Annotated in this window: 18 protein-coding genes and 1 riboswitch; of the genes, 3 read left to right on the forward strand and 15 right to left on the reverse strand. The window is 37.9% G+C overall.

The window, feature by feature from the left end; genetic code table 11:
* Window positions 1-12: 12 nt before the first annotated feature.
* From ligA to pcrB, 3 genes are read right to left on the reverse strand one after another with little or no spacing between them, the layout of a single operon-like run.
* Window positions 13-2,022 (reverse strand): NAD-dependent DNA ligase LigA, encoded by a 2,010-nt coding sequence (ligA, locus tag ILT06_RS27950; RefSeq protein ID WP_222655686.1) that lies wholly within the window; start codon window positions 2,020-2,022, stop codon window positions 13-15.
* A 15-nt stretch (window positions 2,023-2,037) separates the two neighbouring features.
* Window positions 2,038-4,287, reverse strand: a complete 2,250-nt coding sequence (pcrA, locus tag ILT06_RS27955; protein WP_222655687.1) for a DNA helicase PcrA — start codon at window positions 4,285-4,287, stop codon at window positions 2,038-2,040.
* Between the two features lie 12 nt (window positions 4,288-4,299).
* Window positions 4,300-4,989 carry a heptaprenylglyceryl phosphate synthase gene (gene pcrB / locus ILT06_RS27960; protein ID WP_000272087.1) on the reverse strand — a complete coding sequence of 230 codons (690 nt, stop codon included), beginning with the start codon at window positions 4,987-4,989 and terminating at the stop codon, window positions 4,300-4,302.
* Between the two features lie 338 nt (window positions 4,990-5,327).
* Between pcrB and ILT06_RS27965 the strand changes: the two genes are divergently transcribed.
* From ILT06_RS27965 to ILT06_RS27975, 3 genes are all read left to right on the forward strand, one after another.
* Window positions 5,328-5,705: a YgaP family membrane protein gene (locus ILT06_RS27965; protein ID WP_222655688.1), complete on the forward strand. Its 378-nt coding sequence runs from the start codon at window positions 5,328-5,330 to the stop codon at window positions 5,703-5,705.
* Window positions 5,706-5,924: 219 nt separating this feature from the next.
* Window positions 5,925-6,770, forward strand: coding sequence for an SPFH domain-containing protein (locus ILT06_RS27970; protein ID WP_000660682.1), 846 nt, complete (start codon window positions 5,925-5,927; stop codon window positions 6,768-6,770).
* A gap of 16 nt (window positions 6,771-6,786) precedes the next feature.
* Window positions 6,787-6,951, forward strand: coding sequence for a type II toxin-antitoxin system antitoxin (locus ILT06_RS27975; RefSeq protein WP_001085171.1), 165 nt, complete (start codon window positions 6,787-6,789; stop codon window positions 6,949-6,951).
* A 36-nt stretch (window positions 6,952-6,987) separates the two neighbouring features.
* On the opposite strand, the gene purD is transcribed toward ILT06_RS27975, so the two are convergent.
* The 12 genes from purD to purE all read right to left on the reverse strand — a co-directional run bounded on the left by purD (window position 6,988) and on the right by purE (window position 20,041).
* Entirely contained in the window at window positions 6,988-8,259 is a 1,272-nt protein-coding gene (gene purD, locus ILT06_RS27980; protein WP_222655689.1) for a phosphoribosylamine--glycine ligase, read from the reverse strand.
* 220 nt (window positions 8,260-8,479) lie between these two features.
* Window positions 8,480-10,015 carry a bifunctional phosphoribosylaminoimidazolecarboxamide formyltransferase/IMP cyclohydrolase gene (gene purH, locus ILT06_RS27985; RefSeq protein WP_064477172.1) on the reverse strand — a complete coding sequence of 512 codons (1,536 nt, stop codon included), beginning with the start codon at window positions 10,013-10,015 and terminating at the stop codon, window positions 8,480-8,482.
* Between the two features lie 24 nt (window positions 10,016-10,039).
* Window positions 10,040-10,627, reverse strand: a complete 588-nt coding sequence (purN, locus tag ILT06_RS27990; RefSeq protein ID WP_064477171.1) for a phosphoribosylglycinamide formyltransferase — start codon at window positions 10,625-10,627, stop codon at window positions 10,040-10,042.
* On the reverse strand, window positions 10,624-11,664 hold the full coding sequence (gene purM / locus ILT06_RS27995; RefSeq protein WP_064477170.1) for a phosphoribosylformylglycinamidine cyclo-ligase: 1,041 nt from the start codon (window positions 11,662-11,664) through the stop codon (window positions 10,624-10,626). The genes purN and purM overlap by 4 nt, the downstream gene beginning before the upstream one ends.
* A 101-nt stretch (window positions 11,665-11,765) precedes the next feature.
* On the reverse strand, window positions 11,766-13,181 hold the full coding sequence (gene purF / locus ILT06_RS28000) for an amidophosphoribosyltransferase (protein WP_000879030.1): 1,416 nt from the start codon (window positions 13,179-13,181) through the stop codon (window positions 11,766-11,768).
* Entirely contained in the window at window positions 13,166-15,385 is a 2,220-nt protein-coding gene (purL, locus tag ILT06_RS28005; RefSeq protein WP_064477169.1) for a phosphoribosylformylglycinamidine synthase II, read from the reverse strand. The genes purF and purL overlap by 16 nt, the downstream gene beginning before the upstream one ends.
* Window positions 15,369-16,052, reverse strand: coding sequence for a phosphoribosylformylglycinamidine synthase subunit PurQ (purQ, locus tag ILT06_RS28010; protein WP_000666772.1), 684 nt, complete (start codon window positions 16,050-16,052; stop codon window positions 15,369-15,371). Before purQ ends, purL begins: the two co-directional genes overlap by 17 nt.
* On the reverse strand, window positions 16,049-16,303 hold the full coding sequence (gene purS / locus ILT06_RS28015) for a phosphoribosylformylglycinamidine synthase subunit PurS (protein ID WP_000278821.1): 255 nt from the start codon (window positions 16,301-16,303) through the stop codon (window positions 16,049-16,051). The genes purQ and purS overlap by 4 nt, the downstream gene beginning before the upstream one ends.
* Entirely contained in the window at window positions 16,296-17,015 is a 720-nt protein-coding gene (purC, locus tag ILT06_RS28020) for a phosphoribosylaminoimidazolesuccinocarboxamide synthase (RefSeq protein ID WP_064477168.1), read from the reverse strand. The genes purS and purC overlap by 8 nt, the downstream gene beginning before the upstream one ends.
* Window positions 17,016-17,103: 88 nt before the next feature.
* A complete protein-coding gene (gene purB / locus ILT06_RS28025) occupies window positions 17,104-18,411 on the reverse strand; it encodes an adenylosuccinate lyase (RefSeq protein WP_064477167.1) in 1,308 nt (435 codons plus the stop codon).
* The gene (gene purK, locus ILT06_RS28030; protein WP_064473487.1) at window positions 18,408-19,559 is read right to left on the reverse strand and encodes a 5-(carboxyamino)imidazole ribonucleotide synthase; all 1,152 of its coding nucleotides are present in this window, start codon (window positions 19,557-19,559) and stop codon (window positions 18,408-18,410) included. The genes purB and purK overlap by 4 nt, the downstream gene beginning before the upstream one ends.
* On the reverse strand, window positions 19,556-20,041 hold the full coding sequence (purE, locus tag ILT06_RS28035) for a 5-(carboxyamino)imidazole ribonucleotide mutase (protein ID WP_000839368.1): 486 nt from the start codon (window positions 20,039-20,041) through the stop codon (window positions 19,556-19,558). The genes purK and purE overlap by 4 nt, the downstream gene beginning before the upstream one ends.
* 110 nt (window positions 20,042-20,151) lie before the next feature.
* Window positions 20,152-20,253, reverse strand: a riboswitch (purine riboswitch).
* Between the last annotated feature and the right edge of the window lie 501 nt (window positions 20,254-20,754).

Here is a 20,754-nt window from a genome sequence, read left to right on the forward strand (position 1 = left end):
AGTTTGCACCTCTTACTTATTTAGCTCTTGTAAGAACCTCTCTTCATTCCAAACCTCAACATTATGCTTCTCTGCTTGTGCTAATTTTGAACCTGCCGCTTCACCTGCAACAACTAAATCCGTACTTTTACTAACACTTCCTGTTACTTTTCCACCTAATGCCTCAATCTTTTTCTTCGCTTCACTACGTCCCATAACTTCTAATTTCCCTGTTAAAACGACAGTTTTTCCTGCGAAGTACGACTCAACATTTTGTAAATCAGCAATTTTTATACCTTTGTACGCCATATTCACGCCATACTCTTTAAATTGTTGTAATAACTCTAATACGTCTTCATTATCAAAATACGTCACAACGGATTGAGCCATTTTTTCACCAATCTCATTAATTGCTTTTAGTTCTTCTTCCGTTGCTTTCACAAGTGCATCCATCGTTTCGAAATGCTCTGCAAATGTACGTGCTGCTTTTGCTCCGACATGGCGAATACCAAGACCAAATAATAATCGCTCTAATGAGTTGTCTTTAGAATTCTCAATTGCTTGTACTAAATTCGTTGCTGATTTTTCACCGAATCTTTCTAGCTGTAATAATTGCTCTTTCGTCAACGAATATAAATCAGCGAATGTACGAATGTAATCAGCATCAAAGAGTTGTGTAATGACACGCTCTCCAAGTCCATCAATATTCATTGCATTTCTTGAAACGAAATGGATTAATCCTTCTCGAATTTGAGCCGGACAAGTGGGATTTATACAGCGAAGTGCTACCTCTTCTTCTAAACGAACTAGTTCACTCTCACATGCTGGGCAATGCGTCGGCATATGATATTCTTCTTCCTCACCAGTACGCTTATCAAAAATAACGTTCACAACTTCAGGAATAATATCTCCTGCCTTCTTCACAACAACATAGTCACCAATTCGAATGTCTTTTTCACGAATTAAATCTTCGTTATGTAAAGAGGCACGACGAACGATAGTACCAGCCACTCGCACTGCCTCTAGCTCTGCAGTCGGTGTTACAACCCCTGTGCGACCAACACTTAATTCAATACCTGTTAATCTTGTTATAACTTCTTCAGCCGGGAATTTATAAGCAATCGCCCATCTTGGACTCTTTGCTGTAGTTCCTAAACTTTCTTGAAGAGCAACATCATCTACTTTTATAACGATTCCATCGATCTCATAATCAAGATGCGGACGTTCTTCTTGCCATTCTTCTACATAAGCTATAACTTCTTCAATTGTTTCACATGTACGACGATTTGGATTTGTTTTGAATCCAAGTTCACCTAAGAAATCAAGCGATTCACTATGTGATGGAATTGTTTTTTCTTCTACATTCGCAAGACCGTACACAAACATAGATAAGTTACGCTTCGCTGCAATTTTTGGATCAAGTTGGCGTATTGAACCTGCTGCCGCATTACGCGGATTCGCAAATACATCTTCACCATTTTGTTCTTTTTCTTCATTTAACTTAACGAATGAACGCTTCGGCATATAAGCTTCGCCTCGTGCTTCTAACGTTACTTCTTCATTTAAACGGAGCGGAATCGCTTTAATCGTTTTTAAATTTTGGGTAATATCTTCACCTGTTACACCATCACCACGTGTTGCCCCTTGAATGAAGCGTCCTTTTTCATAATGAAGTGAAACAGCAAGTCCGTCAATTTTTAATTCGCATATATATCTTACATTCGCATCATCAATTCCTTGGCGTACTCGTCGGTCGAAATCACGTAAATCTCCTTCGTTAAATGCATTTCCTAAACTTAACATCGGTGACTTATGTGTTACTTTTTCAAATATATCAAGAACAGTTCCCCCAACGCGAATGGAGGGAGAGTCTTCACTCATAAACTCTGGATTCTCTGCTTCTAATTTTATAAGCTCCTGCATATTACGGTCATACTCCGCATCAGAAACAGAAGGATTGTCTAATACGTGATACTGATAGTTAAATGTATTTAACAAATCACGCAGTTCTTCTATACGTTGTTTTGCTATCTCTTTTGACATATCCTCATTCCTTTCCTATTGTTTCGTCACAGGTGCAAATTTAGCTAACAAACGTTTAACACCAATTGGGCTTGGGAACGCAATATCTAATTCTTTTGCATCACCTTCACCTTTTACACTGACAACTGTACCGACTCCCCATTTTTGGTGGGCAGCTTTATCACCTACTGCCCAGCCAATTTGCTCGCCGCCTGTCGTCTTAGCTGCAGGACGCGCGAAAGCTGAACGAGAGCGTGTTGTGGTTGTAGTTGTCATTTTACTTGTAGTTGTCGTTCTGCCTTTTGCACCAAACGAAGTTTCACGCTTTGGCGCTGTTTCATTTAACGATTCTACTAGCTCTGCCGGGATTTCTGTAATAAATCGAGAAGCAGCGTTCATACTTGTTCTACCAAATAAAGTACGCATTTGTGCATTAGATAAATATAACTCTTCTTCTGCACGAGTAATACCTACATAAGCAAGGCGACGCTCTTCTTGCATTTCATCTTCTTCCATTAGAGAACGAGTATGCGGGAATATTCCTTCCTCTAACCCAACAATAAAGACAACTGGGAACTCTAATCCTTTCGCTGAGTGCATCGTCATTAAAATAACTTCCTCACCAGCAGTTGGATCTTCATCGACACGATCAATATCAGCAACAAGCGCTAAGTCTGTTAAGAATGCAACAAGGCTCTTATCTTCGCTTTGAGATTCAAATGTTTGCGTAACAGATAAAAACTCATCTAAGTTCTCTAAACGACCTTCTGCTTCTAAGGTACGCTCGTTTTTCAACATATCGCGATAGCCTGTTTTTTCAATAACTTCTTCTACCAATTCTGTAACAGATAAATACTCTTGCATATTTACCCAGTTGTGTAATAAACCAGCGAATTCTTTTACTGCCTTTGTAATTTTTGCACTTACTCCAACATGCTCAATCTCATCGAATACAGCAGTTAATGAAATTCCATTTTGTACACCGTAATTAATAATTTTATCGATAGAAGTCGCACCAATTCCGCGCTTTGGCATGTTAATAATACGTGCGAAACTAATCTCATCATCTGGATTCCCAATTAAACGTAAATACGCCAAAATGTCTTTAATCTCTTTACGATCGTAGAACTTCGTACCGCCGACAATTTTGTAAGGAATATTAGATTTCAGGAAAATCTCCTCGACCATACGAGACTGCGCATTTGTACGATATAACACTGCAAAATCAGTATATTTTCGTTTTCCCATTTGAATATCGTCACGAATTTTTTTCGCAACAAAATATGCTTCGTCTTTTTCCGTCGCAGCACGGTAATATGAGATTTTGCTTCCAACTTGATTGTCTGTCCATAATTTTTTCGGTTTACGGTTTGAATTTTTTTCAATAACAGCATTCGCTGCATTTAAAATATTTTGTGACGAACGATAGTTTTGTTCTAACAGAATAACTTGCGCATTCTCATAGTCTTTTTCGAATGACAAAATGTTAGAAATGTCAGCCCCGCGCCAGCGGTAAATAGACTGATCTGAGTCACCTACAACACATAAATTTTTAAAACGTGCTGCTAAATGTTTTACAAGAAGGTACTGCGCTTTGTTCGTATCTTGATACTCATCCACGTGAATATATTGGAACTTACGCTGATAAAACTCTAGTACTTCTGGAACACGTTCAAATAGCTGAATCGTTGTCATAATTAAATCATCAAAGTCTAATGAGTTATTTTTCAGAAGACGTTTTTGATATTCTGTATATACATCGCTCGTTAATTTTTCATATGGGTCAGCGATTGTAATTTTTTTCGCATATTTATCTGCAGATAACAATTCATTTTTCGCATTACTAATACCAGCTAAAATAGAGCGTGGCTCAAATTTCTTCGGATCAATATTGCGCTCTTTCATAATTTTTTTGACTACAGTTAACTGATCGCCTGAATCTAAGATTGTAAAGTTACGATTAATACCAATACGATCGATATCACGTCGTAAAATACGTACACACATAGAGTGGAACGTAGAAATCCAAATATCTTCTGCTTCTGGTCCGACAAGTGTATCAATACGCTCGCGCATTTCACGAGCCGCTTTATTTGTAAAGGTAATAGCTAGTACATTCCATGGCGCTACACCTTTTTCACCAAGTAAATACGCAATACGATGTGTTAACACACGTGTTTTACCACTACCTGCACCTGCCATTAATAGAAGTGGGCCGTTCGTTGTTTGTACTGCTTTTTGTTGCTGCGGATTTAAACCATTTAATAACCTATCTGTCTTACCCATATACGCCTGCACCTACTCTCCCTTTACTGCTTTAACTGTTTTTAACGCTGCTTTTATATCATCATAAATAATATTTCCAACAACTACTGTATCAGCGTATTGTGCCATTTCCTTCGCTTGTTCAGCATTAGAAATACCGCCGCCATAATATAACTTCGCTTGTTTTAATTCTGCTTTTACATTTTTAACAAGTTCACTGTCTCCATACGTACCGCTATATTCTAGGTAAAATATTGGTAAGCGCAATAACTTGTCTGCTAAACGCGCGTATGCAATCACATCATCTTCTGTTACATCACATTTCGCATCTGTAAGCTGGGCTACTTTCGCTTCAGGATTTAAAACACAATACCCTTCCATGAAAATTTCGTCCCAATCCATAATATCCCCAAATTCTTTCAAAGCCTCATGATGAACACCTGTTACCCATTCTACTTTTCGGCTATTTAAAACGCTTGGGATATAATAAAAATCAAATCCTGGTGTAATTGCTTCCACATCAGAAACCTCTAACACACAAGGAACCGCATATCTACGAATGCTAACTAGCATGTGTAGTACATTATCAATTGTCACTCCATCACTTCCGCCTACAATAACAGCATCTGTTCCAGACTCACAAATCATTTCTAAATGTTCATCACTTAACTCCTTATTCGGATCAAGCTTAAATACATGTTTCCACCCGGAAATATCGTACATGAAAACACCCTTTCTTTTCTCTAGTTATATATATTTCTGTTCAAAATAACAGTTTATTTTCATCAGGATTTTTTTAACTTCATCTTAAATATTTGTTTAAAACGGAGAATTAAGTTTGGAATTCCCTCTTCCATAGTTTTTCAAACGAGAGGATTTATTTTTGAACTTCCTTTTGTGCATTCTTTCATTATAACAAAAAAAGCTACTTACACACACGCACATTCCAACATCTTTTTCAACGTCAAATGTTGGATTACATATCCCAAAAATCACAAGGGATACTAATAAGAGAAATAGTATTATCTATTTCAACTTTCATAAAAAGGAGTGTTTTTCTAATGAAGCAAAACATCGGTACAATAAATGCCCTAATTCGAATTACACTCGGACTTATCCTCTTCGGCTGTAGTAGTGCTAAACTTGTACGCAAGCCGTGGTGCACTTGGTCTAACCTCTTGCTATGGATTGGTGCAATGAAAATCGCAGAGGGAATTGTTCGTTTCTGCCCTGTTGTTGAAATGTGGAAATTCGGAAAATACATGAATATGGAGGCATTTAAAATGCCTAGCATGAATTTTACTGAAAAGGGACATGCTAAAGAAGAAGTGAATCAAACTTCCAATCACGACAAACCACAGTCAAATGGAAGTTTTGACGCTTCTGACAAAGAGATTGAGTCAGCGATTGAAGATATAATCCTGGCAAAACCGCTTTGAATCATTTGTCACGATGCAAGATGCTCTCAAGGGGACTTAGCTGCTGCAGTGGGCGGTTAAGTCTTCTTTATTTTACCATAAAACAGAACATACATTCTTGTTTCGGACCTCAAAATATACATAAGAGATACCTTATCAATAATTTCAGAAAATTAGGTGTAAAGCACTTGCATAAAATGATATAAAAGTGATATCATTCTTATATCAGGAGGCGATCATATGAAAGAAAAACAAGTTTTTTATGTAAATGGTTTTCTCGGTATTATCGGGATTTTAATTTTAGCCGCTATCGGTGTATTTTTCCTTGTACAAGAAATTTTCATAGGAGCGGCATTAACTATTATTTTAGCCGCAGTTCTTGCTACAGGTATTGGTATTGTTCAACCAAACCAAGCAAAAGTCATTACGTTTTTCGGTAATTATTTAGGAACAATTCGTCAAAACGGTTTATTTTTAACAATTCCATTCGCATTCCGTCAAACTGTATCGTTACGTGTTGAAAACTTTAATAGTAAGAAGTTAAAAGTAAACGATATTGAGGGAAATCCAATTGAAATTGCAGCCGTTATCGTATATAAAGTTGTTGATTCTGCAAAAGCAATGTTCGGTGTTGAACATTACGATCGATTTGTAGAAATTCAAAGCGAAACAGCAATCCGCCACGTCGCAACAAAATATCCTTATGACAATTTCCAAGATGAAACTTGTATCACGTTACGCGGAAACACTGAAGAAATCTCTGAAGAATTAAAGCGTGAGTTAGAAGCACGCCTTGAAATCGCTGGCGTAGAAGTATTAGAAACTCGTTTAACACATTTAGCTTACGCAACAGAAATTGCCCATGCAATGCTACAACGTCAACAAGCAAAAGCAGTATTAGCTGCTAGAAAAGAGATTGTTGAAGGTGCTGTGAAGATGGCGAAAGATTCAATCCATATGTTAGATGAAGAAGGCGTACTGGAACTCGATGACGAGCGTAAAGCAAATATGGTGAACAACTTATTAGTTGCCATCGTTTCAGATAAAGGTGCGCAACCAGTTATTAATACAGGAAGCCTATACTAAAGGGTTGTAAATCATTATGGCTAAAAAGAAAAGCTTTCCATTACGTATTGATCCTGAATTACACGCAGTCATCGAAAAATGGGCGAATGATGAGTTTCGTAGCGTCAATGCACACATCGAGTATTTGCTTCGAGAAATGGCAAAGCAAAAAGGAAAATTGAAGAAAGATAAAGATGCATAAAAAATCCCGCTGAGAAATCAGCGGGATTTTTACATATTAGCTTCTCGTCATCTCATGATCAATTGCACGATATCCTATATCACTTCGGTAAAATAGACCATCACTCTCAATTTTACCGATTTCTTTATACACCTTATCTTTCGCTACTTGTAAACTGTCCGCCTTACAAGCAACAAATAGTACACGGCCACCATTTGTTACAAAATCACCATGCTTCATCGCTGTGCCTGAATGGAAAACAATTACATCTTGCAATGCGTCTAATCCGTTAATAATGTCACCTTTTTTATATGCTTCTGGATATCCTTTCGAAGCAAGTACGACACCGATTACGGCTTCTTCTGACCATTGTAACGTTAACTCACTTTCATCTAATACAGCGTTACATACATCAACTAAATCATTTTCTAAGCGTGGTAATACAACTTCCGTTTCAGGATCGCCAAAGCGTGCATTAAATTCAATTACCTTCGGGCCATCATTTGTTAAAATAAGTCCCGCATATAAAATTCCTGTAAACGAGCGGTTTTCTGCAATCATCGCTTTAGCAGTTGGATGTAATACCGTTTTTATCGCCTCTTGAACTGCTGATTCTGGAATTTGTGGTACTGGAGAATACGCACCCATTCCACCTGTATTTGGACCTTTATCACCATCAAAAGCTCGTTTATGATCTTGCGCAATTACCATCGGATGCACAGTCGTTCCATTTACAAATGCCATTAATGAAAATTCTTGTCCATCTAAAAACTCTTCAATAACAACCTTCTTACTTGCTTCGCCGAACTTTACATCTTGTAGCATTTCTTTCGCAGCTTGTAATGCCTCTTCAAGTGTCATTGCTACTGTCACGCCTTTACCAGCAGCTAGGCCGTCAGCTTTAATAACGATTGGTGCACCAACTTTTTGAATGTACTGTACTGCTTCTTCATAATCTGTAAAAGTTTCATACGCCGCAGTTGGAATATCATATTTTTTCATCAATTCTTTCGTAAAAGCTTTACTACCTTCAATAACAGCAGCCGCTTTATTCGGACCAAATACGCGAAGTCCCTCTTCGTTAAACCGATCAACAATTCCATTCATAAGTGGAATTTCTGGTCCAACGAAAGTTAATTCAACCTTATTCTCTTTAGCAAATAAAACTAATGCATCAAAATCATTTTCATCAATATCAACTGGTGTTGCAACATCGCGCATACCTTCATTACCCGGTGCTACATATACCTTTTCCACCTTTTCAGATTGCGCAAACTTCCAAGCTAAAGCATGCTCACGCCCACCGCGGCCAATTACTAAAACATTCATATTTCATCCCCCAATACTTAAATAAGTACAAACTAGAAGCTCTGCTCCTAGTTTGTTTTCATATCAATAAAGGTTTAAAAAGGAGGATCAGAGAACCGAGCAGGTCGAGGCGCATTTGACAGGAGGACACGGAATGTAGCTTTCCTACATGAGTACCGCACTGGCAATGCAACGACGACATGCGACAGTTATCTTGACCGGACCTTTTAAACATCCTCTACTAGTGTTTGAAATGACGTACGCCAGTGAACACCATCGTAATCCCATACTTATCCGCCACTTTGATAGAATCTTCGTCACGGATTGATCCGCCTGGTTGAATGATTGCTGTAATCCCTGCTTTTGCTGCTTCTTCTACTGTATCTGGCATTGGGAAGAAAGCATCAGATGCAAGTGCGCTACCTTGTGCTTTTTCACTAGCTTGTATAATTGCGATTTTTGCAGAACCTACACGATTCATCTGTCCTGCACCTACACCAACTGTCATGTTATCATTCGCTAAAACAATTGCGTTTGATTTCACATGTTTTACAACTTTCCAAGCTAGTTTTAAATCTTTCCACTCTTGCTCTGATGGTTCACGTTTTGTCGGAATTGAAATTGTACTTTCATCTAATGATAACGTATCTTCCTCTTGAACGAGAAGACCACCTTGTACAGAAGTTAGTTTTTTGCTTGCACTTGTCGCTTTTTCAATATTTACAGTTAGTAGACGTAAGTTTTTCTTACTTTGCAATACTTCTAAAGCTTCTTTTGAGAAAGAAGGTGCAATAATGATTTCTAAGAAAATTTCGTGTAACTTTTCTGCTGTAGCTTTATCAATTTCACGATTTGCTGCAATAATACCACCAAAGATTGATACTGGATCTGCTTCATAAGCGCGTGTGTATGCTTCATGAATATCAGTACCCACTCCAACACCACATGGATTCATATGTTTTACCGCTACTACTGCTGGCTCTGTAAATTCTTTTACAATACTAAGTGCTGCATCTGCATCGTTAATATTGTTGTAAGATAATTCTTTACCGTGTAATTGTTCTGCGTATGCAACAGAAGAAGTTACAGCGAATGGCGCTTTATAGAATGTTGCTTTTTGATGTGGATTTTCTCCATAGCGTAAATCTTGTTTTTTCTCAAATGTCACTGTTAATGTTTCTGGACTTTCTTCACCCATTTGCTCTGTTAAGTAGTTAGAGATTAACGCATCATATGCCGCTGTATGACGGAATACTTTCGCTGCTAATTTACGTTTCGTTTCTTCTTTTACTTCACCGTTCTCTTTCAGTTCCGCTAATACAACATCGTAATCTACTGGATCTACAATTACTGATACAAATTTATGATTTTTCGCAGCAGAGCGAATCATTGTTGGACCACCGATATCAATATTTTCAATTGCATCAGCAAATGTTACATCAGGCTTAGCGATTGTTTCTTTGAATGGGTATAAGTTAACAACAACAAAATCAATTGGCTGCATACCTAACTCATTCATTTGCGCTACATGCGTTTCATTATCGCGAACTGCTAATAGACCACCATGAATGTTTGGATGTAATGTTTTTACGCGGCCATCCATAATTTCTGGGAACCCAGTTACTTCAGAAATACCAATTACTTGTAAGCCATTTTCTTCTAGTAATTTTTTCGTACCACCTGTTGAGATAACTTCGATCCCTTGTTCTAGTAAACCTTTAACAAATTCCACTACTCCTGTTTTATCTGAAACACTTACTAATGCACGCTTTTTCATTTATCCTTCACCCCTGGTTGTATGTTAGTTAACAGTTGGTTCTTTCACAGATTGAACAATTTGATTCACTGTATTTACGTATAATTTATGTTCAACTTGTTGAATTTTCTTTTGTAAGCTTTCTCTCGTATCCCCTTCAGAAACAACTACTGCTTCTTGCGCAATAATTGGTCCCGTATCCATACCTGCATCTACATAATGAATCGTTACTCCAGTTACTTTCACACCTGCTTCTAACGCTTGACCAACAGCATCTTTCCCTGGAAAGCTTGGTAATAGTGATGGATGAATATTAATAATCTTCCCGCTGTAAGCTTCTAGTAATGTCGGCCCAACTAAACGCATATATCCAGCTAAAATAACATAATCAATTTCATACTCTTCTAGCTTCTTTAATATTTCTTTTTCAAATGCTTCTTTTGACTCATATGCTTTCGCTGAAAAAGCGAAACATGGAATATGATGATAATGTGCCCGTCCAACAGCACGTGCTTCTGGTTTATCACATACTAATAAACTAATATCTGCGTCTAATCTATTTTCTTCCACCGCATTGATGAGAGATTGAAAGTTAGAGCCGCTTCCAGAAGCAAAAACTGCTAATCTACTCATAGTGCTGTGCCCCCATTGAAGGTAACGCCATTCCCTTGTACAGTACGTCCAATAATGCGAGCTGTTTCTCCTTGCTCTTCAAGAAGACGAACAATATCTTTTGCCTCTTCTTCCTTCACTGCTACTACCATACCAATACCCATGTTAAAAATATTGAACATTTCTTTCTCTTCTAGTTTTCCCACTTCTTGAAGTAAACTGAAGATCGGTTGAATTTTCCAAGATCCTAATTCAATTTCTGCACCGATTCCTTCTGGTAACATACGTGGAATATTTTCAATGAATCCGCCACCTGTAATATGCGCCATACCGTATACTTCATATTTCTTCAATAGTTCTAAAATAGGTTTGACATAAATTTTCGTTGGTTTTAATAATTCTTCACCAAGAGGTAGTTCTAAGCGTCCGTAAATGCGATCTAAAGATAGTTCTCCATCTTCTAGTAATACTTTTCGTACTAAAGAATAACCGTTACTATGAATACCGCTAGATGCTAAGCCAATTAATACTTGACCAGCTTCAATTTTTTCACCTGTTACAATTTTCTTTTTATCAACAATTCCAACTGTAAAACCAGCTAAATCGTATTCTTCCGTAGAATACATTCCTGGCATTTCAGCTGTTTCTCCACCAATTAATGCACAACCAGCTTGGCGACAGCCCTCTGATATACCTTTGACGATGTTTTCAATTTTACTAGGTTCAGCTTTACCACAAGCAATATAATCAAGGAAGAAAAGCGGTTCTGCTCCTTGGACAACAATATCATTTACACACATTGCTACTGCATCAATACCTATTGTGTCATGTTTATCTGCCATAAAAGCGAGCATCAATTTCGTTCCCACGCCATCTGTTCCAGATACTAATACAGGTTCTTCTAATGCAAATTTTGATAGATCAAACATACCTCCAAAACCGCCTAGACCGCCTAGTACTTCTTTTCTCATTGTTGTTTGTACGTGTTTTTTCATGCGAGATACCGCTTCATATCCAGCTTCAATATCTACTCCTGCTTGCTTATATGCATTCGCCATCGTTATCTACACCTCGTCTTTTAATTTCTCCCTATACAGGGCCGGCCGTTTTAAGAAAGAAGCTAGCTTCTACATCAAAAGAAGTAGAAGCTTTTTTCTTCTTATTTCATACTTTCTAAAAGCTCTTGCTCATAATCATAAAGAGCTGTTGGATAATCTCCATTGAAGTACGCCATACATAGACCGCCATATTTCCCTTCATATGGACGTCCAATTGCATCTACTAATCCATCTTCACTTAAAAACGTTAAAGAATCTGCTCCGATGATTTGACGGATTTCTTCTATTGAATTATTTGCTGCGATTAATTCTTTTCTCGTTTGAATATCAATGCCATAGAAACATGGATACTTAAGAGGTGGTGAAGCAATTCTTACATGGACTTCTGTCGCTCCAGCCTCGCGAAGCATACGAACAATTCGTTTACTCGTCGTTCCTCTTACGATAGAATCGTCAATCATCACAACTCGTTTTCCTTCAACTACGCCTCTTACTGCTGAAAGCTTCATCTTAACCCCTTGCTCACGCAGTTCTTGAGAAGGTTGAATAAACGTACGTCCAACATAACGATTTTTAATTAATCCTAACTCATACGGAATTCCTGTCGCCTCCGCATAACCAATTGCCGCTGAAATACTAGAGTCTGGTACACCAGTAACAACATCAGCTTCAATAGGGGCTTCTGCCGCCAAACGTTTTCCCATGTTTTTACGCGCTGCATGGACGTTAATACCTGCGATATTAGAATCCGGACGTGCAAAGTAAATGTACTCCATACTACAAATTGCATGATCTACTTCATTTGTAAAACGATCTACGTGAATTCCTTCATCATTGATGATAAGTAATTCACCTGGTTCTACATCACGAATGTATGTTGCACCTACTACATCGAAAGCGCATGTTTCTGATGCTACAACGTAAGCATCTCCCATCTTTCCAATTGAAAGAGGACGGAATCCATTCGGGTCTAGCGCAACGATCATTTCATTTCCAGTTAGTAAAAGATATGCAAACGCACCTTTCACTTTATTTAGGGCCTCTTTTACACTTTCAATTAAAGAATCTTTCGTACTACGTTTAATGAGATGTAAAAGTACCTCTGTATCTGAACTTGTTTGGAAAATACTTCCCTCTGCCTCTAATTCACGACGAAGCATCTTTGCATTAATTAAATTTCCGTTATGAGCTAATGCCATACTATGATCGGAAAAGCGGAATAATAATGGTTGAACGTTAGCAACTTCACTTCCGCCAGCTGTCGCATATCGTACGTGTCCAATTGCTGATTTTCCGTTTAAGCCTTCTAGCTCACCTCTTGAAAATACTTCCGATATTAAACCTAACCCCTTGTGACCGACGATTTTCTCACCATTATTTACAACGATGCCTGCGCCTTCTTGTCCACGGTGCTGTAAACTATGCAATCCGTAGTACGAAACTTGTGCTGCATTTTCATGCCCCCAAATTCCGAAAACGCCACATTCTTCATTTAACCCCTTTATTTCAGCAAGCATGGGATTGCCCCTTTCCAAGCCTTTCTCATTTCATCTACATTTGCTGTAAGTAATACTTCATTTTCTTCATTATGAATTGTTACTTCATTTGTATTTGTCACTTCTCCAACTTGAATTGCTTCTACCGCTTTCTCGAACGCTTCTTTATTTTCACGTTTTACAGTTATAACGAAGCGCGATTGTGATTCAGCGAATAATGCTGCTGTTGCTTCTCCATCTAATTTCACAGTAGCACCTAAACCTTTTGCACCAATTGCACTTTCAGTAATTGCAACTGCTAAGCCACCTTCTGCAACATCATGAGCAGATTGAACAAGGCCAGCTTGAATTGCTGCTAATACTTGTTTTTGGCGCTTTAATTCTACATCTAGATCGATGCTTGGTGACTGACCGAAAATTTTGCCGTGAATCATTTTCTGTAATTCACTTCCACCAAACTCAGCTTTCGTCTCTCCAATTACATAAACTAAATCGCCAGCTTGCTTAAACTCTTGTGTTGTTACATGTTTTAAATCGTTTACAAGTCCAACCATCCCTACTGTCGGTGTTGGATATACAGCTTCACCACTACGTTCGTTATACATTGATACGTTTCCGCCGATAACTGGCGTTTGTAATGTACGACAAGCTTCACTCATACCATCTACTGATTTCTCAATTTGCCAGAAGATTTCTGGTTTTTCTGGATTACCGAAGTTTAAGCAATCTGTAATTGCAAGTGGCTCTCCCCCAGAACATACGATATTACGTGCTGCCTCTGCTACTGCAATTTTACCGCCCACTTCTGGATCTAAATAAATATAGCGAGAGTTACAATCTGTCGTCATTGCTAATCCTTTTTCTGTACCGCGTACACGTACAACTGCTGCATCTGAACCTGGTGTAACAACTGTGCTTGTGCGAACTTGATAATCATATTGATCATAAACCCACTCTTTACTTGCAATGGTCGGTTGTTGTAATAGAGCGAATAACGTTTCTTTATAATTTTCTACTTTTGGTGTTTCCATTTTCATTGCCTGGAATTCAGCAAAGTATGCTGCTTCTTTTGATGGCTTATGATAAATTGGTGCTTCTTCTGCAAGAGCATCTGCTGGAACTTCAGCTACCTTTTCACCTTTATGGAATAAGCGAAGCATTTTGTCTTCCGTTACTTTCCCCATCGTAACGGCTGCAAGACCATACTTCTCAAATAAATCTACTATTTCTTGCTCTCTACCCTTTTTCACAACGATTAGCATACGTTCTTGTGATTCAGATAGCATCATTTCATATGGTGTCATTCCTGTTTCACGTTGTGGTACATCATCTAAGTACATTTCAATACCCATACCTGCTTTACTTGCCATTTCTGCAGAAGATGATGTTAAACCAGCTGCACCCATATCTTGAATTCCAACAAGTGCATCCGACTGAATAAGTTCTAAGCAAGCTTCAATAAGAAGTTTCTCCATAAATGGATCTCCTACTTGAACTGCTGGACGCTTCGCTTCTGAGCTTTCAGATAACTCTTCAGATGCGAATGTTGCACCGTGAATACCGTCACGACCAGTTGATGCTCCTACGTACATTACTGTATTTCCAGCACCGTGCGCTTGCCCCTTTTTAATATCTTCATGATTAATTAAGCCTACGCACATTGCATTTACAAGTGGATTTCCTTCATAACATGGATCAAACTGTACTTCGCCGCCAACAGTCGGAATGCCGATACAGTTACCGTATCCTGCAATCCCTGCTACTACTTCTTCGAATAAATATTTCACACGTGGTGACTGTAATTCACCGAAGCGAAGTGAGTTTAATAGAGCTACCGGGCGTGCTCCCATAGAGAATACGTCACGGATAATACCACCAACGCCTGTTGCTGCTCCTTGATATGGTTCAATAGCAGAAGGATGGTTATGACTTTCCATTTTAAATACAACCGCTTGATTATCACCGATATCTACAATTCCAGCACCTTCCCCAGGTCCTTGCAGAACGCGCTCACCTGTTGTTGGGAATTTTCGAAGTACTGGTTTTGAATTTTTATAACTGCAATGTTCAGACCACATAACAGAGAATAATCCTGTTTCTGTATAATTTGGCAGACGGCCTAAAATCTTTTCAACCATGGCAAACTCTTCGTCTGTTAGCCCCATTTCCGCATATATGCGCTCTTCTTTAATTTGTGTTGGATTTGGTTCAAGCATTAACGACATATGTTTCCCTCCACTGTTTTAAGATAGATTGAAAGACTTTTAACCCTTCAGCACCGCCAAGTAATTCATCTACAGCACGCTCTGGGTGTGGCATCATACCAAGTACATTTCCTTTTTCGTTTACAATACCAGCAATATCTGAAACGCTTCCATTCGGGTTTTCTACGTAACGGAATGCGATTTGATTATTCTCTTCTAATTGTTTAAGAGTCTCTTCATCACAGTAGTAATTCCCCTCACCATGCGCGATTGGAATATTGATTACTTCATCTTTTTCATATTGTGATGTAAACATCGTTTCATTATTTTCAACACGCAGCTGAACTGTTCGGCACATAAATTTTAAGTTTTCGTTTCTCATTAACGCTCCTGGTAGTAATCCTGATTCAACAAGAATCTGGAATCCATTACATACACCTAAAATCGGCTTTCCTTGCTCAGCAGCTTTTTGCACTGCTTTCATTGCATTCGCGAAGCGAGAAATAGCACCACAACGTAAATAGTCACCGTAAGAGAATCCACCAGGTAGTAAAATTGCATCATATTCATCTAAATTCTCTCTATCGTGCCAAACGTAATCTACTTCTTCACCAAGCTCATCTTTAATTGCATGGAACATATCGACATCACAGTTCGAACCTGGGAATACTATGACTGCAAATTTCACTGTGCGACAACCTCCTCAACTTCATAACGGAAGTCTTCCATTACAACGTTTGTTAATAGTTTTTCACACATTTCTTTTACCTTTGCGTCAAGGTCAGATACTGATTTATCAATTGTTAATTCCATATATTTTCCGATTCGAACGTCTTGTACTTCTGTGAACGAAAGACTATGAAGTGCCCCTTTTACTGCTGTTCCTTGTGGATCTAATACGCTTTCTCTTAACGTTACATATACCTTAACTTTATACATGTGAAATTCCCCCTAAACGTTTTAAAATCTCTTCATAAGCTTCTGTTAAATTTCCAAGGTCACGACGGAATACGTCTTTATCAAATTTTTCATTGCTCGTTTCATCCCATAAACGGCAAGTATCTGGTGAAATTTCATCTGCTAAAATGATTTCCCCTTCATCTGTTACACCAAACTCTAATTTAAAATCTACTAATCTTACACGACAGCTTGCGAAATGATCAATCAACACTTGATTGATTTGTAGAGCCATATCTCGTAATACGCTTACTTGCTCTGGTGATGCAACGTTTAATACACGAATATGATCTTCCGTTACAAGCGGATCTCCTAAATCATCATCTTTGAAGTAAAATTCTACGATTGGTTCTGCAAGTACAGTTCCCTCTTCCATTCCTAATCGTTTTGAAAGACTTCCTGCAATTACATTTCTTGTGACAACTTCTAGAGGAATAATACTCACTTTTTTAACAAGTTGCTCTGTTTCAGATAACTTCTCTACAAAATGTGTTTTTATTCCTACTTCTTGTAACTTTCTGAACAATAAAGTTGTAATCTCATTGTTCAAACGACCTTTTCCTGTAATCGTCTCTTTTTTCTCCCCATTGAAAGCAGTCGCACTATCTTTGTACTCTACCCAAACCATATCTGCTGATTCTGTACGATAAATTCTTTTTGCCTTACCTTCATACAGCATTTCTAGCTTTTGCATTTCGCAAGCCCCCTGTAGTTTGAAAAATGTGAATAATTTTTTAATAAAGAATGGCACAGAATGACTCTATTCTGTGCCATATGAAATTTTACGCTTCGTTTAACCCAAGGCGTTCAAAGATTGTATCAACGTGTTGCATATGATGCTCATAGTTGAAACATTCATTAATTTCTTCTTGTGATAACTTGCTCGTAATACGCTCATCAGCTTCTACAAGCTCTTTAAATTGTACTTGTGTTTCCCACGCTTCCATCGCTTTAGGCTGTACGATATCATAAGCTTCTTCACGTACCATACCTTTGTCGATTAATGTAAGCATTACACGCTGAGAATAAATTAAGCCGTATGTTCTTGTCATATTGCGTTTCATATTCTCTGGGTATACAGTTAAGTTTTTAACGATATTACCAAAGCGATTTAACATGTAATTTAATGCGATTGTAGCATCTGGTAAAATTACGCGTTCTGCCGAAGAGTGAGAAATATCACGCTCATGCCATAATGGAACATTCTCATACGCTGTCATCATATAACCGCGGATAACACGAGCTAAACCAGTCATATTTTCTGATCCGATTGGATTACGTTTATGTGGCATTGCAGAAGAACCTTTTTGGCCTTTTGCAAAAGCCTCTTCAACTTCACGTGTTTCACTCTTTTGTAAACCACGAATCTCAACTGCCATCTTTTCGATAGATGTTGCGATTAGTGCAAGTGTTGACATGTAATGAGCATGGCGATCACGTTGCAATGTTTGTGTTGAAATTGGTGCTGCTTCTAATCCTAAGTTTTCACAAACATACTTTTCTACAAATGGATCGATATTTGCGTATGTACCAACCGCACCAGATAATTTACCAACGCGAACTGTATCAGCAGCTTGTTTGAAACGCTCTACGTTACGTTTCATTTCTTCATACCAAAGACCCATTTTTAAACCAAATGTTGTTGGTTCTGCATGAACACCGTGTGTTCTTCCCATCATGATCGTGTATTTATGCTCTTTCGCTTTGTTAGCTAAAATGCTTACAAAGTTTTCTAAGTCTTTTAATATGATTTCATTCGCTTGTTTTAAGATGTAAGATAACGCTGTATCTACTACGTCTGTAGATGTTAAACCGTAATGAACCCATTTACGTTCCTCACCTAATGTTGGTGTTTCTGATACAGCACGAGTAAATGCAACTACGTCATGACGTGTCTCTTTTTCAATTTCATAAATACGATCAATATCAAATGATGCATGCTCACGAATTTTTTTAACATCTTCTTTTGGAATATCGCCAAGCTCAGCCCATGCTTCACAAGCTAAAATCTCAACTTCTAACCACGCTTTAAATTTGTTCTCTTCCGTCCAAATTGCACCCATTTCTGGGCGTGTATAACGACTAATCATTTTTTTCCCTCCAACAGTTGTTCTTGATGGTCCCAAATATGCAAACTCTTCGCTTTTTCTAGAGCGACTTCAATATTATCATTTAAAATATTAACATGCCCCATTTTTCGCTGCGCTTTTGCTTCTTCTTTTCCATACAAGTGTAAATAGCACCCGGTTAATCTATTCACTTGTCTTAGGACCCCTTCTATATGTTCGCCTAAAATGTTTACCATGACAACTGGTTTTAACAAATTTGTTTCTCCAAGAGGTAAATTACAGATTGCTCGAATATGTTGACCGAATTGACTCGTTTCACATGCATCCTGTGTATAGTGTCCTGAATTGTGAGGTCTTGGTGCTAATTCATTAATGTAAATCTCACCATCAGCTGTAGCAAACATCTCTACCGCTAGTGTTCCCACAAGTTCTAGTTCATCCGCGAGCACTTTTGCATAAGCAATTGCTTTTTGAGACAGTTCTTCTGTAATGCGAGCTGGAACGATAGATTCATGCAAAATGTTATTTACATGAATATTTTCCGCTACCGGAAATACTTTCGTTTCACCACTTACACTACGAATCACAATAACTGATACTTCTTTTTCAAAAGGCACCCATTTCTCTAAAATACACTCTGCTGCATTCGCAAGCTCTCGTGCTTTATCAACGTCAGCCTCACTTCTTAAAACAACTTGACCTTTCCCATCATATCCGCCTGTCGTCGTTTTCAAGACGGAAGGATATGATAACTCAGTGATTGCTTCAGTAAGCTGATCTTGATTTTGAACTAATCTATACGTTGCTACTGGTAGCCCAGCTTTCTCAATCGCATTCTTTTCTGTAAAACGATTTTGTGTTTTACTTAACAACTGACTGCCTTGCGGTAAGTAAGCATGTTTTTCAAGCCATTGTAAACATCTATAATCAATATTCTCAAATTCATATGTCACAACATCACTGATCTCCGCTAAATGCTGAATTGCTTTTAAATCGTCATATGGTGCAACAATTTCAATATCAGCAACTTGTGCACATGGTGAATTTTTTGTAGGATCTAAAACAGCAATTTTATATCCCATCTCCTTAGCTGCCAATGCCATCATTCTTCCTAGCTGGCCGCCTCCAATAATGCCGATTGTTTTTCCAGGTAAAATGATTCTCGTCATACTAGCTCACTACCTTCGCGCACATCTTTTTTAATTGCTTCTCTTCTCAATTCTAATGCATCATGTATATCATCATGGAATGATCCAAGTATTTGTGCAGCAAGTAAACCAGCATTTGTTGAACCAGCCTTACCAATTGCAACAGTTGCAACTGGAACCCCTCCTGGCATTTGGACGATGGATAATAATGAATCTAAGCCGTTTAACGCTTTTGATTGAACTGGAACTCCGATTACAGGAAGATTCGTCTTCGCTGCAACCATTCCTGGTAAATGCGCTGCTCCACCAGCTCCAGCAATAATAACTTTCAACCCACGTTCACGAGCCGTCTCTGCATATTCAAACATATAATCCGGAGTCCGATGAGCAGATACAACTTTTTTCTCATACGGTATATTTAATTCATCTAAAATGTCACAAGCATATTTCATTGTTTCCCAGTCTGACGTGCTTCCCATTATGACTCCAACTAGTGATTTCATATTAGAATCCCCCCGATTCAAATAAAAAAAGCCTGAAATAGAACAGTTTCTCTTTTACTATGAGAGAAAGCGCTCTACTCAGGCATACGTATCCCTTGTGAATAGAAAAATACCGAGTGACTTTCCCTCATAGTCTAACGAATAACGGTCGTTAGGTAGAGACTTGCAGGCCATATCCCCGCGATTATATGAGGTCTTATATATTATTGTTTCTATGGCTATATTAACAATATTTCATAAACAATGTCAATAAATAATCGAATGTTTTTTTATTACTCACCAATAACGTTCGTGTTTTAGTTATATTCAAAAGAAGAATTGTAACTATATGCAAAAAGGATAAGAAATTAGAATATATATTTCTAGAGATCTATTGTACACATAACGGTTTGTATACTTATTCCGTATGCTTTAATATAAAGCATATCATTTATATTCCTTTTTATCGCAGTCATTGCTGTAATTATTTAAAATATATACTTGTGGTAGAAATAACGTTTCCTATCATAGAGATTATTTTAGGAGCACTTGGAAAACCTGAAAAACAAAAAATGATTACTATTACTTTAAATAGCTTCATTTTCATTCTTTTTTCTTCTTTAGGGTTATTCAATTTATGGATTATGATATTTGATAAATAAAAATAAACACAAAAAAACCTAAGTCGAATCGACTTAGGTTTTTGCTTGGCGACGTCCTACTCTCACAGGGAC

This window comes from Bacillus sp. 17RED48 (genome assembly GCF_019837545.1).
Classification (GTDB): domain Bacteria; phylum Bacillota; class Bacilli; order Bacillales; family Bacillaceae_G; genus Bacillus_A; species Bacillus_A wiedmannii.